Annotated in this window: 17 protein-coding genes and 1 tRNA gene; 10 read left to right on the forward strand and 8 right to left on the reverse strand. The window is 71.9% G+C overall.

The window, feature by feature from the left end; all coding sequences use genetic code 11:
• Positions 1–75: 75 nt before the first annotated feature.
• Positions 76–333, reverse strand: coding sequence for a hypothetical protein (locus EXE47_RS01630; RefSeq protein WP_176450674.1), 258 nt, complete (start codon positions 331–333; stop codon positions 76–78).
• Positions 334–491: 158 nt separating this feature from the next.
• Between EXE47_RS01630 and EXE47_RS01635 the strand changes: the two genes are divergently transcribed.
• From EXE47_RS01635 to EXE47_RS01645, 3 genes are all read left to right on the forward strand, one after another.
• The gene (locus EXE47_RS01635) at positions 492–737 is read left to right on the forward strand and encodes a sulfurtransferase TusA family protein (protein WP_004596950.1); all 246 of its coding nucleotides are present in this window, start codon (positions 492–494) and stop codon (positions 735–737) included.
• Between the two features lie 2 nt (positions 738–739).
• A complete protein-coding gene (locus EXE47_RS01640) occupies positions 740–1123 on the forward strand; it encodes a DsrE family protein (RefSeq protein WP_049930616.1) in 384 nt (127 codons plus the stop codon).
• A 220-nt stretch (positions 1124–1343) separates the two neighbouring features.
• The gene (locus tag EXE47_RS01645) at positions 1344–1547 is read left to right on the forward strand and encodes a hypothetical protein (protein ID WP_089308200.1); all 204 of its coding nucleotides are present in this window, start codon (positions 1344–1346) and stop codon (positions 1545–1547) included.
• 82 nt (positions 1548–1629) lie between these two features.
• Here EXE47_RS01645 and EXE47_RS01650 read toward each other — a convergent pair whose 3' ends face one another.
• Both EXE47_RS01650 and psmA read right to left on the reverse strand, forming a co-directional pair.
• The gene (locus EXE47_RS01650; RefSeq protein ID WP_089308199.1) at positions 1630–2028 is read right to left on the reverse strand and encodes a helix-turn-helix domain-containing protein; all 399 of its coding nucleotides are present in this window, start codon (positions 2026–2028) and stop codon (positions 1630–1632) included.
• Positions 2029–2194: 166 nt separating this feature from the next.
• On the reverse strand, positions 2195–2971 hold the full coding sequence (gene psmA / locus EXE47_RS01655) for an archaeal proteasome endopeptidase complex subunit alpha (protein WP_176450675.1): 777 nt from the start codon (positions 2969–2971) through the stop codon (positions 2195–2197).
• A 227-nt stretch (positions 2972–3198) separates the two neighbouring features.
• Between psmA and EXE47_RS01660 the strand changes: the two genes are divergently transcribed.
• The 3 genes from EXE47_RS01660 to EXE47_RS01670 are packed head-to-tail and all read left to right on the forward strand — an operon-like array spanning position 3199 to position 6666.
• On the forward strand, positions 3199–4608 hold the full coding sequence (locus tag EXE47_RS01660; protein WP_199237856.1) for a CARDB domain-containing protein: 1410 nt from the start codon (positions 3199–3201) through the stop codon (positions 4606–4608).
• The gene (locus tag EXE47_RS01665; protein WP_394338097.1) at positions 4605–5480 is read left to right on the forward strand and encodes an ABC transporter ATP-binding protein; all 876 of its coding nucleotides are present in this window, start codon (positions 4605–4607) and stop codon (positions 5478–5480) included. The genes EXE47_RS01660 and EXE47_RS01665 overlap by 4 nt, the downstream gene beginning before the upstream one ends.
• 13 nt (positions 5481–5493) lie before the next feature.
• On the forward strand, positions 5494–6666 hold the full coding sequence (locus EXE47_RS01670) for an ABC transporter permease (RefSeq protein WP_086217015.1): 1173 nt from the start codon (positions 5494–5496) through the stop codon (positions 6664–6666).
• A gap of 61 nt (positions 6667–6727) precedes the next feature.
• On the opposite strand, the gene EXE47_RS01675 is transcribed toward EXE47_RS01670, so the two are convergent.
• Positions 6728–7228: an HPP family protein gene (locus EXE47_RS01675; protein ID WP_086217016.1), complete on the reverse strand. Its 501-nt coding sequence runs from the start codon at positions 7226–7228 to the stop codon at positions 6728–6730.
• Between the two features lie 145 nt (positions 7229–7373).
• Here EXE47_RS01675 and EXE47_RS01680 point away from each other — a divergent pair, with 145 nt between their 5' ends.
• Positions 7374–7868 carry a metal-dependent hydrolase gene (locus EXE47_RS01680; protein WP_089308197.1) on the forward strand — a complete coding sequence of 165 codons (495 nt, stop codon included), beginning with the start codon at positions 7374–7376 and terminating at the stop codon, positions 7866–7868.
• A 69-nt stretch (positions 7869–7937) separates the two neighbouring features.
• Here EXE47_RS01680 and EXE47_RS18375 read toward each other — a convergent pair.
• Positions 7938–8091: transfer RNA gene (locus EXE47_RS18375), tRNA-Met, on the reverse strand.
• Positions 8092–8153: 62 nt separating this feature from the next.
• Between EXE47_RS18375 and EXE47_RS19345 the strand changes: the two genes are divergently transcribed.
• From EXE47_RS19345 to EXE47_RS01700, 3 genes are all read left to right on the forward strand, one after another.
• Positions 8154–8420, forward strand: a complete 267-nt coding sequence (locus tag EXE47_RS19345; protein WP_080508563.1) for a pentapeptide repeat-containing protein — start codon at positions 8154–8156, stop codon at positions 8418–8420.
• Between the two features lie 68 nt (positions 8421–8488).
• Positions 8489–9808 carry a hypothetical protein gene (locus EXE47_RS01695; protein WP_089308196.1) on the forward strand — a complete coding sequence of 440 codons (1320 nt, stop codon included), beginning with the start codon at positions 8489–8491 and terminating at the stop codon, positions 9806–9808.
• Positions 9809–9914: 106 nt separating this feature from the next.
• A complete protein-coding gene (locus EXE47_RS01700; protein WP_198943844.1) occupies positions 9915–11150 on the forward strand; it encodes a mechanosensitive ion channel family protein in 1236 nt (411 codons plus the stop codon).
• A 65-nt stretch (positions 11151–11215) separates the two neighbouring features.
• On the opposite strand, the gene EXE47_RS01705 is transcribed toward EXE47_RS01700, so the two are convergent.
• The 3 genes from EXE47_RS01705 to mutS form a co-directional block, all read right to left on the reverse strand.
• Complete coding sequence (locus tag EXE47_RS01705) at positions 11216–11734, reverse strand: hypothetical protein (RefSeq protein ID WP_089308195.1); 519 nt, start codon at positions 11732–11734, stop codon at positions 11216–11218.
• 83 nt (positions 11735–11817) lie between these two features.
• A complete protein-coding gene (gene mutL, locus EXE47_RS01710; RefSeq protein ID WP_089308194.1) occupies positions 11818–13605 on the reverse strand; it encodes a DNA mismatch repair endonuclease MutL in 1788 nt (595 codons plus the stop codon).
• A partial coding sequence (mutS, locus tag EXE47_RS01715) for a DNA mismatch repair protein MutS (RefSeq protein ID WP_137707958.1) occupies positions 13595–15253 on the reverse strand: 1659 nt, incomplete at its 5' end. The genes mutL and mutS, both read right to left, overlap by 11 nt.

Here is a 15253-nt window from a genome sequence, read left to right on the forward strand (position 1 = left end):
CGAAGACGGCACAGCGGTCGGTCGGTGACGGCACACTCCGGTTCGGGGCCGGTCGCTGCCGGGGAGCAACCCGCCTCAGGCGTCCGGGTCGGCCGCCGCCGACGGTCCGTGATCGAGGAGCGGTGAGTCCGCGTTCGCACACTCGTCCCGGCCACAGACGCCGGCGTCGTCGCCCGCTCGCTCGACGCCTGCCGTGAGTCCGCCAATCTGCCAGTCGACGGCGTGCCCCGTCGCGCGCTCGTGGTCGTCGAGCGCGGTCCGCGCCCGCCGGAGCGAGTCGAACGCTTCGTCGTACGCACAGTCGGTACAGCGGACGCGAACGGTCGTCGACATGGCCCTCTCTTCGGTCTCGACCACCGTAAGTGCCGCTATCGGCTACTGGGCCGATCCCCCCGGCGTCGGATTCCCTCGGACGGGACTGTATTGAAACAGATACGCAAGATTAAAACACCTGTGCGTAGTATTGTCTTTTGCGCACAAACTACTAACCCATGAGCACCGAACTCGATATCGCGGAGACGCTGGACGTGAAAGGACTGAGCTGCCCGATGCCTATCGTGAAGACGAAGGGCGCGATCGACGACCTCGCCCCCGGTGAGGTGCTGGAGGTCGTCGCGACCGATCCCGGAAGCGTGAGCGACATCGACGGGTGGGCGACGGGCACCGACGGCGTCACGCTCCTTGAACAGGAGGAGGGCGACGACGTGTACACGCACTACGTCCGCAAGGAAGAATGAGCATGGACGAGATCGGCATCATCGTCTCCAGCGACGACCCGAAGAGCCTCGCGATGGCGACCAACCTCGGCCACGTCGCGCTGACGATGGACACCGACGTGTTCCTTTACTTCACCTTCGACGGACTGACGCACCTGCTGGAGGGCGAGAAAGACCTCTCGTCGGTCCAGCCGCTGCTCGACGAGGGGATGCCGAACCCCTACGACATGCTCGACCAGCTGATCGCCGACGGCGGGGAGGCGGTCACCTCGGTCGCGTGTACGACCACGCTGGACATGCTCCAGTGGGAGCAGGAGGCCATCGACGACGACCTGACGACGCAGTTCGCCGGCGCGGTCACCTTCCTCGAGGCCGCCGAGGAGGCCGACCACGTGTTCACGTTCTGAGCGCCGGCGTCGCGTCGGTCCGCTCCACCTTTCCCGCCGCTGTACGTGTGCCCCTGAGACGTATCGCCGTCCGAAACAACTCTCCCACCGTCCGAAACTCCCGCGCCGTCCGAAGCTTGCCACCGCGAGACGTGTCCGACTCGACGTGAGAACGGATCGATCCTCAATCGGGAGCGTACGGATCACAACTATTTTGGAGAGTACTGGAAAAATCACGCACATGCCCTCTGAACAGACCTGTCCGGACTGCGAGGAGCCGCTAGAGGAGATGGAGCTACAGGGAACCGACGCTCTCGGGACGCTCTCCCTTGTCTCCGACGGGTCGAGCGACGGGTTTCTCGGCGGCCTCAGCGCCGACGAGATCCTCACGCCGGTCCCGTACGTGTGCCCCGAGTGCCGGCGGACCCTCATCTACGCGGAATAGCGACCGAAAGTAGCGCGCGAAACCCTGCGACGCCCACCGCCCTCGCGTCGAGTCCGCCTCGTGAGGGGTCTCGGTGCTCCGCTCAGCTCTCGACGGCGGCGCGCTCGGGTTCGTCGTACTTCTCCTCGAACTCGCCGATGAGCTGGCCCATCTTCGCGTACCAGTCGTTGAGCATCCGCTGCATGTCGTCGGCGATCTGGGACGGATCCGTGGGGCTGTACACGTGGTAGTAGCCGCCGTGGTCGTAGTTGATCTGTTCCTTCTGGATGAAGCCGGCGTTCAGGAGGCGCTGGACCGCGCGGTAGGCGGTCGAGCGCTCGCGGTCCACGCGTTCGGCGACCTCGTCGATCGTGAGCGCCTCTTCGGCCGAGACCATCGCTCGGTAGCAGTCCTTGTCCAACCGTTTCAGACCGTGGAAGCACTCGAGTAACCCCTCGCACTCCATGTCTCGTTGGAGCTGTTCGGACATCGAATCGGACATTTTACGTGGTAACTGACGGTTTCCGCCGCAAAAAGTGTTGTGTGTGTCGTACAATCGCGCGCTTCCGAGCCCGGACTCCCGCTCCTCCCGGCGCTGCCCGCGCCGGTCGCTCCCGCCGCGAGGAGGCGCGGCGGCGCGGTTCGGTCCCGGCTCCCGCACGCGGTCGCTACTCGTCGCCGTCGGACGCGTCGTCGTCCGTCTCCTCCGCGTCCTCCTCGTCCGCCGCGAGCCCGGCGGCCTCGACGGCGGCCTCGACCTCGTCGGTCGGGACCGTCCGGAAGCCGTCGGCCTCGGTCACGGTCGCGACCGCGAGGTCGGACGCCTCGAACTCGTCGTCGTGGGCGGCCAAGGCCGCGACCGCGAGTTCGATGCCGTCCTCGAGCGAGAGGTCGTCGCTCCACTCGTCTTCGAGGTGTCCCTGAATGTCCTGCCGGCCGCCGCCGATGACGGTCGCCTTCCACTCGTTGGGCGTACCCGAGGGGTCGGCGGCGAACAGGCGCGGCTCGCCGTCGTCGATGCCGCCGATGAGGAGGGCAGCACCGTACGGGCGCGTGCCACCGCGCTGGGTGTTCTCTTGGATGTGGTCGGTAATGAACTTCGTCAGCGTCTCGACGCCGACGGGCTCGCCGTAGCGGAGGCGGTTCCCCTGCGACTGGCGGCGCGCGAGGTCGATCAGCTGCCGGGCGTCGGCGACGTGGCCGGCGCTCGCGGTGCCGACGTGGTCGTCGAGCTTGTGGAGCTTCTCGATGCTCTCGGCCTCCATCAGCGACGAGGAGGGGCGGGACATCGCGACGAAGACGACGCCGTCAGTCGTCCGGACGCCGACGCTCGGCGCGCCGCGCGAGACCGCCTCGCGGGCGTACTCGACCTGATATATCCGGCCGTCCGGCGAGAACAGCGACGTGCCGCGGTCGTACGCCTGCTGGTCGTTGCCGCCCATCATCGCCGATCACCCGCTCGCGCGGTGTCGCGTTCGGTCATTACCCTCACTTACGTCGGCCCGTTGAAAAAGCATCCGTAACCGGTACGTCTCGGTGGCCGTCGAAACCGCGGGTCCCCGCCGGCCGCGTTCGCCGCCTAGCGGCGGAGTCGAGTTCGCCGACGAAGCGCCGGTAGGAGCCGTCAGCTTCCGTCGCCGACGGATATAACCACGCAGGTCGCGTAGTCATAGTGACATTGACGCCCACACGAACTACAGCCGCGCTGCTGGCCGCGTTAACGGTGCTGTCCGTCGTCGGCGGCGGGTTCGCGGTCGGCGGCGCGGCGGCGGTACCGGACGCGCGGATCACCCTCACCGAGGTCGGCGTGTCTCCGGGCGCTCCGACCGTCGACGAGCGCGCGACCCTGAACGTCACGGTCTCGAACTCCGGCGGCAGCGACGCGGCGGCGAACCTCACGACGGTCCGCGTCCGGGACGCGGACGGCGACGTGCTCGACAGCGCCTCGGGCGTCGGGGCGCTCTCGGCGGGCGACTCGCTGGACGCGACGCTGTGGACGACGTTCAGGGAACCGGGCGAGAGGCGGCTCACCGTCGAGGTCGTCGCGAACCAGTCGACGAGCGGCGAGTTCGTGACTGTCAGCCGCGACGTCGTGTTCGAGGTGCGCCCGACCGAGGTCGCGCTCGACCTCCGCACCCGCGCGCTCGACCCCGAGGACCTCCGGAGCGACGACGAGAGCGAGAGCGCCACCGGCGACCTCGGCATCGGCGGCATCCAGGGCGTCTTCGGCGGGGGCGGCGGGCTCGATACCGGCGACGGCGGTCAGGGCGAGGCGTCGCCGCCGGCCGTCGATTCGCCCGTCGAGGTGACCGTGGTCAACACCGGTACGACGGCCGCCGACCGGATCAGCCTCCGCGCCGTCGGGGCCGCGGTCGACGGTGACGGCGCGGAGACGGTCGACGTCGGCCCGTTCGTCGTCGAGGGCGTGGCGCCCGGCGAGGAGCGACGCGTGATCGTCGATCTCGGACCGCTCGACCGGCGCTCGGACGTGACGGTCACCGCCGCCTTCCGCGCCGACACGGACCGGCGGAACGATCGCGGCGCCGACCGGAGCGCGGAGTCGACGGTGACGTACCCCGTCCGCGAGGCGACGCCGACCGTGACCGACGCGACCGTGCGCGAGACCGCTGACGGCGTCGTCGTCGACGCCAACCTCGGCAACGCGGGGAGCGGCGAGATGACCGGTGCGGTCGTCTCGGTCGGCGACGCGCCCGGCGTCGCGCCGACCCCCGCGGGCGGCGAGTACTTCGTCGGGACGCTCGGCGCCAGCGACTTCGTCGGCTTCGACGTGACGACCGCGGCGAACGTCACGGTCGCCGAGGAGATCCCGATCCGCGTCACGTACACCGAGCGCGGCGTGCGGTACACGGAGACGTTCTCGGTGGCCGCGCCGGAGCCGGCTACCGACGATCGCGACGGCGGCGGCACCCTCGGCCGACTCGGCGCCGGCGGGCTGGGGACCGTGGGGACGGTCGCGAGCGGCCTCGCGCTCGTCGGCCTCGCCGGGGCGGTCGGCGTCGCGGTCAGGACCGGACGACTCGGGGGACCGACCGGGCGACGACGCGACGGGTCGGCGCCGTGAGCCGGAACCGCACGACCGACGAGGCGGAGGATCTTGCGGCCGGTCGGGCGACGAACGGCGCTGCGGCCGACTGGGAGACGAGCGGCGACAGCAATCTCGCTGACGACGACTACGCCGTCGCGCTCCGCGGGGTCGTCAAGCGGTATCCGAGCGGGGGCGGCGAGCCGGTGGTCGCGCTCGACGACGTCGACTTCGCGGCCCGGCCCGGCGAGTTCGTCGCGGTAGTCGGGCCGAGCGGCTCCGGCAAGTCGACGCTGCTGAACGTCCTCGGGCTCCTTGACGACCCCACTTCCGGCCGACGGCTGCTCGGCGACACCGACGTGACGAGCCTCTCCGTCGCGGAGCGAACGCGGGCGCGCAAGGAGTCGATCGGGTTCGTGTTCCAGGACTTCCACCTGCTGCCGACGCTCACCGCCGTCGAGAACGTCGCGATGCCGACGGCGTTCGACCCCGGCGACGCGAGCGACCGGGCCGCGAACCTGCTCGCGCGGTTCGGGCTCGGCGACCGGCTCGACCACGAACCGAACGAGCTCTCCGGCGGGCAGAAACAGCGCGTCGCGATCGCCCGGTCGCTGATAAACGAGCCCGCGGTCCTGCTCGCGGACGAGCCGACGGGGAACCTCGACACCGACACCGGCGAGGCGATCCTCGCCGAGTTCGAGCGCGTCAAGGCCGAGGGGGTCGCCGTCATCGCCGTCACGCACGATCCGCTCGTCGAGGAGTACGCCGACCGCGTCGTCGACCTCACCGACGGCGTGCTGACCGGCGGCTTGCCCGGCGAGTCCGATCCGCACGCCGACGCGGACCGGCGCGGCGGCCGCGACGCCGGCCGGACCGCTCCGGGACCGCAGGTGGGCGGTGACCGCGGATGAGCGGGGACCACGGATGAGCGCCGACGACCGCGCACCGGGGGGCGCCGCCGGCTGGCTCCGCGGCTGGCGCCCCGCGGTGTCGATGGCGTCGCGGAACCTCCGACGAAACCGGGTCCGGACCGTGCTGGCGGTCCTCGGGGTCTGTATCGGGGTCCTCGCGGTCGCGGCGCTCGGCATCTTCGGGAACGTGCTGGCGCTGGGCGCGGACGACGCCATCGGCGATATCGGCACGCAGGTCGTCGTCTCGCCGAACACCGACGCCGGCGTGGAGTCGCTGTCCGACGCGGACATCGCCTCGATCCGCCGGGCGGTCGGCGAGCCCGCAGTGATCCCGCTGTACTCCGACAGCGCCACGGTCGCGCGGCAGGGCGACCAGACGTTCGCGACGGTGTACGGGGTCGAAGAGCCCGCGCTGGCGTACGAGGCAGCCGAGGGGCGACTCCCCGAGCGGCACCGACAGGGCGCGATCCTCGGCGCGGGGATCGCCGAGGACCTCGGCGCCGGCGCGGGCGACACCGTCGAGATCGCCGGCTCGCAGGTCCGCGTCATCGCGGTGTTGGTCGAGAGCCAGACGTTCAGCCCGGTCGCGCCCGACGACGCGGTGTACCTCCCCGAGTCGGCGTTCTCGGCCGACGGCTACGCGCAGGCGCTCGTCGTCTCCGACACCGGCGCCGAGGCGCGGGCGGCCGCGGACGCCATCCGCGAGGCGGTGAACGCCCGCGAGGACCGGGTGGAGCTGTTCGAGCTGGCCGCCCTCGTCGACGAGATCAACGAGTTCTTCGGCCTCCTCTCGACGTTCCTGCTCGGGCTCGGCGCGATCTCCCTCGTCGTCGCCGGGGTCTCGATCCTCAACGTGATGCTGATGAGTACCGTCGAGCGCCGGCAGGAGATCGGGGTGATGCGCGCGGTCGGCGTCGCCCGCCGCGACGTGTTGCGCGTCCTGCTCGCGGAGGCCGGGCTGATCGGCGCGGCCGGCGCCGCGGCCGGCACCCTGCTCACCGTCCTGCTCGTCGCGGGCCTGGTCCTCGCGACGCCCGCCGTCGACACGGCGCTCGTGCTCGACCGTACGAACGCCTACTACCTCCTCTTGGCGCTCGGCTTCGGCGTCGGCGTGGGGCTCGTCAGCGGCGCGTACCCCGCGTGGAAGGCGGCCAACGAGCGGCCCGTCGAGGCGCTTCGGAGCTGACGCGGTCGCCGACATCCACAGCCGAGCGTCCGCGGGACTCCTCGCGACGGTCCGACCGGATCTACTCCAGTCGGCGGTCGCGGAACGCGCGGATCACATCCTGACGCGCGATGATCCCGATGATACGGCCGTCGTCGTCGACGACGGGCACGCGGTTGATATCGGGGTCGTCGCCGACGAGCAGATCCAGCACGTCGTCGACGCTCACGTCCGGCGTCACGGTCGCCACGTCCGCGCTCATCACCTCGGAGACGGGTCGGTCCGCGTTGCGGAGCATGTCGACGCCCAGATCGAGGTCGGCCCACGGGCGCTTCACCTGATACGAGAGGGTGTCCACGAACGGAGGGAGTCCGACGGGGATCCACAGCGTCTCGTCCTCCGGCTCGAACAGGTCGACGAGGTCGGACTCGGTGACGATCCCGACCACCCGCTCGTCCTCGTCGACGACCGGGAACCCGCTGAACTCGTACCGAGCGAACCGCTTGAACGCGTCGGCGACGTCGTCGTCCGGCGAGACCGTCTTCACGTCCGGCTCCATCAGGTCGCGGGCGGTCAGTGTCATACCGGAGCGTCACGGCGGGAGGCCGTAGGCGTTTCGCCCCGACAACGCGACGGGACCGCGAGCTCCGCGGACGCGTCCGGAGACGCGCCGTGGGGGGTCGCGTCTCGACGTAACGGACTTACGGACCCGGAACGCAGTCGTCAACATGTACCGGAAGGGACACGTCGGGGCCTCGCTCGTCGTCTACGCCCCGTTCGGGTTTCTCGTCACCGCCCTCCTCTCGATAGAGGCCGGCCTCGTCGGCGCCGCCGGCGTCGCCTCGACGGCGATGGTCCCCGACCTCGACATGCGAGTTCCCGTCGTCAGGCATCGGGGGATCACGCACACCGTCTGGTTCGCGCTGCTCGTCGGAGTCGTCCTCGGGGGCGTCGGGCTGGCGGTCGGGCTTCAGCGCGGACTCGCCGAGGCGCTGCTGTTCGGCGCCGCCGCGTTCCTGTTCGGCGCCGTGACGATCGTCTCGCACATCCTCGCGGACGCGCTCACACCGACGGGCATCCGACCGTACGCGCCCGTGCGAGACACCGAGTATTCGCTCGACCTGTTCACCGCGGCGAATCCCTTCGCGAACTACGGACTGTTGGGACTGGGCGGCGTCGTCGTCGCGGTCGCGCTCGTCGCCGGCGAGGCGGTTCCGGTGTAGCACTCGATCCGGCGGCGACGGCGGACGGATCGGCGGGGCCGGCGCTCGCCGACCGGTCGGTCGTAGAAATGGCCGGGGTGGGCTCCGAACCCACGATCTCCGCATGTCCCAGGTCCGAGGCTCGGCGGAGCCACGGGAAGGACGCGGACGCTTCCAAGGCGTCACCGCACCGAATCTCCGAACCCTATGAGTGCGGCGCTATGTCCAGCTAAGCCACCCGGCCTCACCTTCTCGTACCGCGATGAGACCCTTTAACCTTCCCATCCGTCGGAGGGTTGTGAACCGATCGCAGATCGCCGCGGCCGGTCGCCTTCGGGAGGATCGCTTCAGGGCTGTCACTTTCGGGAGGATCGTTTCGGGGGCTGTCACTTTCGGGAGGATCGTTTCGGGGGCTGTCACTTTCGGGAGGATCGCTTCGGGGGCTGTCGCTTTCGGGAGGATCGCTTCGGGGGCTGTCGCTTTCGGGAGGATCGCTTCGGGGGCTGTCGCTTTCGGGGGCGATCGCTCCCGCCTCGGGCCGGCGGCGCGGGCGGCGCGTCGGGAGCGCGGTGAACGCGGTGACTGGGCTCGATCGACCCCGAGCCAGCGGATTTATGCCGGGCGCGGCGTATCTCCGGCGTATGAGCCTTCCCGACCTGCTCGCGGGGACCGTCGGCGACGAGGACGTCGTCGCCGAGGTGCCGTTGGGCGGCGACGATCGACTCGCGGTCACGCCCACCCGGACCCTCGTCTACCGCGGCGACGGACTCCTGTCCGACGAGTCCGTCGACGAGTACGGCCACGACGTCGAGCGAATCGAGGTCTCGACGGGACGCCGCAAGGCGAAGATCACCCTCGGGTACGGCCTCGACGGCGACGAGACGCTCTCGGTACCGACCAAGCGCGTCGACGATGTCCTCCACCCGATCCTCGCGGGCGTCCTCTCCGCGAGCGGCGTCACCGGGCCCGGCGAGACGGTCGTGCGCACCTTCCGCTTCTCGGAGCTCACCCTGATCGTCACCAGCGAGCGACTGGTCAAACACGTCGGCTCGGCGGTCTGGGACCCCGAGTTCGAGGAGTTCGGCTACGACGACCTCACCGGGCTCGACTTCGAGGAGGGGACCGTCGCCACCGCGGTCGTCCTCGTCCACGACGGTCGCTCGGAGCGGTTCAAGGCCCCGAACGAGTCCGCCCGGGCGGTCCGGGAGACGCTCGCCGACGCGGTGTGCTCGTTCCACGGCGTCGACAGCTTAGAGGAGTTCCGCGTCGCCGCCGCCGAGGCCGAGGAGGCGGCGTCCGACGCCGAACAGACCGGCACGACCGACTTCGGCGAGGGACCGGACCCGCTGTCGGCTTCCCCGGCCGCCGACGCCGAGGCGGACGCCGACGCGGCGCCCGGCGCCGAGGCGGAGCCAGACTCCGGCGGGCTCGGAACGGAACCGAAGGGCGCGGGCGGACGCGACTCCGCCGGGGGGTCGGAGTCGCTCGCCGGGGGCGACGGGCCCGGAGCGACGACCGAGAGCGCGGAGTCGGCGTCGGTCGGATCGCCGGAACCGAGCGGCGGCAGCGACCCGCTCGACGACCCGCTCGCCGCGGACGCCGCCGTCGACGACGCGGCCGAGGACCCTCTCGCGGGAGACGCGGGCGCGACGGATTCGACGGACTCCCCCGCCGGCGACGCGCCCGAAGCCCCGGCGGAAGGCGCCGAGCGAGGGGCCGGAGGCGAGCCCGCGGCGGCGGTCGGCGAGGAAGCGGTCGCGGCGGACGGCGAGACCGACGGCGTCGTCCCGGACGACGACGCGTTCGACGGCTCGCCGTTCGAGAGCGCCGGCGTCGAGGACGCGGACCTCGCGAGCGAGGTCGCCGCGCTGCGGCGCACGGTCGAGGCGCAGTCCGAGCGCCTGGACCGGCAGTCGACGCTCATCGAACAGCTGATCGAAGAGCTCCGACGCGGCCGGTGACCGGGAGCAGGGCAGTCGCGGCCTCCTTCCCCGCAGCGGTCGTGCCGATTCTCTCCGCTGAGACTCGCGTCGGATCCGTTAACCGAGCGGCGGCGAACGTCAGACCGTGATAGGCGGACTGGGAACGCGGATCGGCGCGGTGTTGAGCGACGTATCGAGCACGGAGGGGCGGCTGGCGGTCACCGCGGCCATCGCCCTCGCGACGCTCGGCGTCGGCTGGCTGCTGCTGCCGCGGGCGGTCCGCGCCGGCGAGCAGACCGTCACCGACTGGGTCGGGCGGCTCCTCGACGAGCGGCTGTCGGAGTCGACGGAGGGCGCGGTGGAGACGCTGCGGGAGGGGATCCCCGCGTCGTTCCTCCTGCGGCTCGCGGTCGGACTCCTACAGCTCGCGCTGTTCGCGCTCGCGGGCGTCGCCGTGCTGACGCTGTGGGGCCGGTTCGCACTCGTGGTCGCGGTGCTGCCGCTCGTGGAGAACGCCGCCCGGGTCGGCGGGCAGGTGATCGCCTCGGCGCTGCTGCTCGGCGGTGCGTACGTCGTCAGCGACGTGGTGGAGACGTACGTCGGCGAGCTGTCGGCGGACAGCGACCGGATCACCGCCCACCAGGAACAGCTGCTCACCCGGCTCGCACAGGTCGGCCTGCTCGTGCTCGCGCTGATAACCGTCCTTGGCATCTGGGGCGTGAACCTCGGCGGCCTCCTCGTCGGGGCTGGGTTCCTCGGGATCGTCCTCGGGATGGCGGCCCGGCAGACGCTGGGCTCGCTCATCGCCGGCTTCGTGTTGATGTTCGCCCGCCCCTTCGAGATCGGCGACTGGGTGGCGATCGGCGACGAGGAGGGGTTCGTCACCGACATCACGATCATGAACACCCACATGCGCAACTTCGACGGGGAGTACGTCGTGGTGCCAAACGACCTCGTCGCCAACCAGGCGATCACCAACCGGAGCCGGGAGGGGCGCCTCCGGATCCACATGGAGGTCGGGATCGGCTACGACGACGACCCGGACGAGGCCAGCGAGATCGCCGAGGATGTCTTAGAGAACATCGGCGTCATCGCGAACAACCCCCAGCCGTACGCGATCCCGTCCGGATTCGGTGACTCGGCGATCCTGCTCGACCTCCGGTTCTGGATCGACCCGCCGACCCCGCAGGCGCGGTGGCGCTCGAAGGCGCTCGCCGTCGAGCGGATCCAAGAGCGGTTCGCGGACGCCGGCATCTCGATCCCCTACCCGCAGCGGACCGTCTCGTACCCGCCGGAGAAGGCGGCGGCTGACGACACGGTCGAACGCGTCGAACAGACCGACGAAAACGGCGACGGGCGGTCGCGAGACCGACCGGCCTGACGCGCCGCCGCGGCGGCGCTCTCGCTACCCGTCTGGCCCCTTCTGCTACCCGCCGGACCCTCCCGCTACCGGTCGGTCGGACCGGTGTAGCCGCTCGGCAGCTCCGACCCGCGGCCGGTGAACAGCCGCTCGAACCGCTCGATCTTGTCCAAGACGTAACTGAGCGCCGCGGTGAGCGAGTCCGCGCCGATCGAGAGCAGGTGGCGCGCCCCCTTCGTGCGGTCGGCGTGGTAGAAGCTGACCTCGCCCTCGGGGTCGGTGTTCCGCTCCGGCATCACCACGAGGTCCTGTCTCGTGGGGCCGTGACGGAAGACGAGCACGTCCGTGAGCGAGTCCGCGCCGTAGGTGACCACGTCGTGGAGGACGCTCCACTTCGGCGGCGTCTCCTCGGCGAGCGCGTCCGCGTCGACGACGTTCCGCATCGTCGTCGCCGCCGAGACGCTCTCCAAGCTCGACGCGCGTCGCTTCCGAAGCCACGCGAGCAGTCGCTCGACGAGGTCGCGGAAGCCGTCCGGCCCCGAGAACCGGCCGGCCGACCGCTCCGCGGGCAGCGACCCCCGCGTCACTTCGGTCCGCTCTCCCATGCGAGTATCCCCGGTCCCATCGCGTTAATAGATATCGGTCGGTACTGTCGATCGCCTCGCCGCGGGGCGACCGGCCTCGCGGCTCAGCGGTCCCGACCGAACCCGGCCGCGACCGTCTCCTCGTCGACCGAGAGGACGGTCGGCCGGCCGTGCGGACAGGCGTACGGGCGGTCGCACTCGCCGAGACGGTCGAGCAGCCCCCGGAGGTCGTCGTGAGCGAGGTCCGAGAACTCGCCGCGCTTCAGCGATGGGTGACACGCCAGGTCCGCGAGCAGGTCGTCGCGCGCGTCTCGCGCCGTCCCCGGGTCCGCCCCAACGAGCGCGGCGAGCGCGTCGCGGAAGGCGTCGGCGTCGGCGGTCCGGCCGAACGGCGCCGGGACAGTCCGGAGGCGACGCGTGCCGCCGCCGAACGCCTCGGTCTCGAAGCCGAGCGCGGCGAGGTCGTCCGCGTGCGCCCTCGCGGCCGCCGCCTCGTCGGTCGACAGCGAGACGGTCGCGGGCGGGTCGAGCGGGGCCGTCGGCACCGGCTCGCCGTCGAACGCGCGGGCCAGCCGCTCGTAGTTCACCCGCTCGTGGGCCGCGTGGCCGTCGATCACGAGGAGCTCGTCGCCGGCCTCGACGAGGACGTACAGGTCGCGGAACGTGCCTATCGGCACGGCGTCGGCGAACGCGCCGGGCCGCGAGCCGTCGTCCGCGCCGACCGGATCGAGGGCGCCGTCGAGGTCGGTGGCGACGTCCGCGGCCCGCCGGAGGTCCGCGCCGGTGAGCGCGTCCTCGACGACCGACGCGACCGCGTCGGCGACCGCGTCGGCGTCGCGGAGCCCCACCTCCCGCTTCGCCGGGTGGACGTTCGGGTCGACCCGAGCGGGCGGCAGCGACACGTCGACCGCGGCCACCGGCTCGCGGCCGTCGGGGAGGAGCCGCCCGTAGCCGTCGCGGACCGCGGCCGCGAGCCGGTCGTTCCGGACCGGGCGGCCGTTCACCGAGACGCGGACGTGATCGCGGGAGGACCGGGTGATCGACGGGTACGCCAGCGTGGCCGAGACCTCGACGCCGACGGCGTCCGCGTCACCCTCCCCGCCGGGCGGCGCGTCGACGCTCGCGGCCACCGTCGTCGACCGGCTCGCGGTGTCGCGGTCGTACACGCCGAGCAGCGCGTCCGTGCGGTCGGTCCCCGGCGTCGACAGCGTCGTCGACCCGTCGTGGTCGAGCGTGAACGCCACCGACGGGTTCGCCAGCGCGTAGTCGGCGACGAGCGAGGAGATCCGCGCGAACTCCGCGTTCGCCCCCGCGAGTGACTCCCGACGCGCCGGCCGGGTCGCGAACAGGTCCCCGACGAGAACCGTCGTCCCGCGGGCGCGGCCCGCGGGTTCGACGCTGACGCCGTCGGTCGAGTCGGACGCGCTCGACCGGTTCCCCCGGTCGGCGGTCCCGTCGACGACGACGCGGGTGCCGACCCCGTCGCCGGAGCTCGTGACGACCTCCAGCCGGGCGGCCTCGGCGATCGCCGCGAGCGCCTCGCCGCGGAACCCCAGCGACGGGACGCCCACCGGGTCGCCGTCGGGCGCCAGCTTGCTCGTCGCGTGGCGCTCGACGGCCCGGGCCGCGTCCGCGCGGGCCATGCCCCGACCGTCGTCCGCGACGCGGATCCGGTCGGTGCCGTCGCCGTCGACCGCGACGTCGATCCGCGAGGCGCCCGCGTCGAGCGCGTTGTCGACGAGTTCGCCGACGACGCGGGCGGGTCGAGTGACGACCTCGCCGGCCGCGATCCGGTCGACGGTCGCCGGGTCAAGCCGACGGACGCGACTCTCGCTCTTGGACCGATCACCGGTACCCGACCGGCCGCGCTCGCCGTCTCGCTCACCCGTCATCGTCGACTCGCGACTGGAGGTCGTGGAGGGCGTTCAGCGCCTCGATCGGCGTCATCCGCGCGAGGTCGAGGTCGCGAAGCTCCGCGGCGAGGCCGGGGGGCGCGCCGGCGGCAGGCCTGTCGTCGTCGCCGCCCGTCGGCTCCGCCCGCTCGCTTTCGGGCGGGGTGTCCGCCTCGGACCCGGATCGGCTGCCGTCCTCCGACGCCTCCTCCGCGAGGAACTCGCGCAGCGACGCGTCGCCGTCCCGGTCGCCCTCTGCCTCGCCCTCGCCCGACCGGTCCGCCGGGTCGACCGCGTCCTCGCGTCCGGCTCCGCTCGCCGCCCGCCACCGGTCCGCCTCCTCCGCGGCGACGAGGTCGCGGGCGCGGTCGACGACCGCCCCCGGGACCCCGGCGAGCTCCGCCACCTCGACGCCGTACGACGACGACGAGGCGCCCGGCACGACCCGGTGGAGGAAGGTAACGTCGCCGTCTTCCCGGGTGGCGGTGAAGTGGAGGTTGAAGACGCGCTCTCGCTCGTCGGCGAGGTCGGTGAGCCCGTGGTAGTGCGTCGCGAAGAGCGCGGTCGCGCCCAGCTCGTCGTGGAGGAACTCGGCGGCCGCGCGGGCGATGGCGCGCCCGTCGGTCGTGGCCGTGCCCCGGCCGACCTCGTCGAGGAGGACGAGCGAGTCGGGGCCGGCGTCGTGGAGGATCTCCGTCAGCTCGCTCATCTCTCGCATGAACGTCGACTGGCCGCCCGCGATGTCGTCGGAGGCCCCGACGCGGGTGAACACCCGGTCGAAGACGGGGAGCGTGGCGGCCTGCGCTGGAACGAACGACCCCGTCTGCGCGAGCACGACGGCGAGCGCGACCGACCGCATGTACGTCGATTTCCCGCTCATGTTCGGCCCGGTGATCACGGCGACGGAGCCGCGCGGGAGGTCCGCGTCGTTCGGGACGAACGCGTCCTCGGCCCGCTCGACGACCGGGTGTCTGCCGCCCTCGATCTCGACGCCCGCGGTGGCCGCCCCGTCCGCGTCGGGGGACTCGTCGACGCCCTCCCGCAGTTCGGGCCGGACGTAGTCGTGTTCGACCGCGACCGCGGCGAGCGACGCCAGCGCGTCGAGTTCGGCGAGCGCGTCGGCGAGGGCCTGGATCCGCTCGGTCTCGGCCGCGACGCGCTCGCGGACGTCGACGAACAGCTCGTACTCCAGCGCGTCCGCGCGCTCTGCGGCCCCGACGATCTCCTCTTCGCGCTCCTTCAGCTCCGGCGTGACGTAGCGCTCGCTGTTCTTCAGCGTCTGCCGACGCCGGTAGTCGTCGGGGACGCGGTCGAGGTTCGCGTCCGTCACCTCGATGTAGTAGCCGTGGACCTGGTTGTGGCCGACGGACAGCGAGTCGATCCCGGTGCGTTCGCGCTCGCTCGCCTCCAGATCCGCGACCCACTCGCGGCCCTCGCGCTCGGTGGCGCGCAGGTCGTCGAGGTCGCCGTCGAACCCCTCGCGGATCACCCCGCCCTCGGTGATCTCCTGTGGCGGATCGGTCGCGATCGCGTCGTCGATCAGCCCGCGGACCCCGGCCAGCTCGTCGACCGCGCCGTCACCGAGGTGATCACGCCCGGGACCGTCGTCGAGGACGACCTCCTCGAGTCGGGGACGACGAACTACGGC

Source organism: Halorubrum sp. GN12_10-3_MGM, from assembly GCF_005435235.1.
Lineage (GTDB): Archaea > Halobacteriota > Halobacteria > Halobacteriales > Haloferacaceae > Halorubrum > Halorubrum ezzemoulense.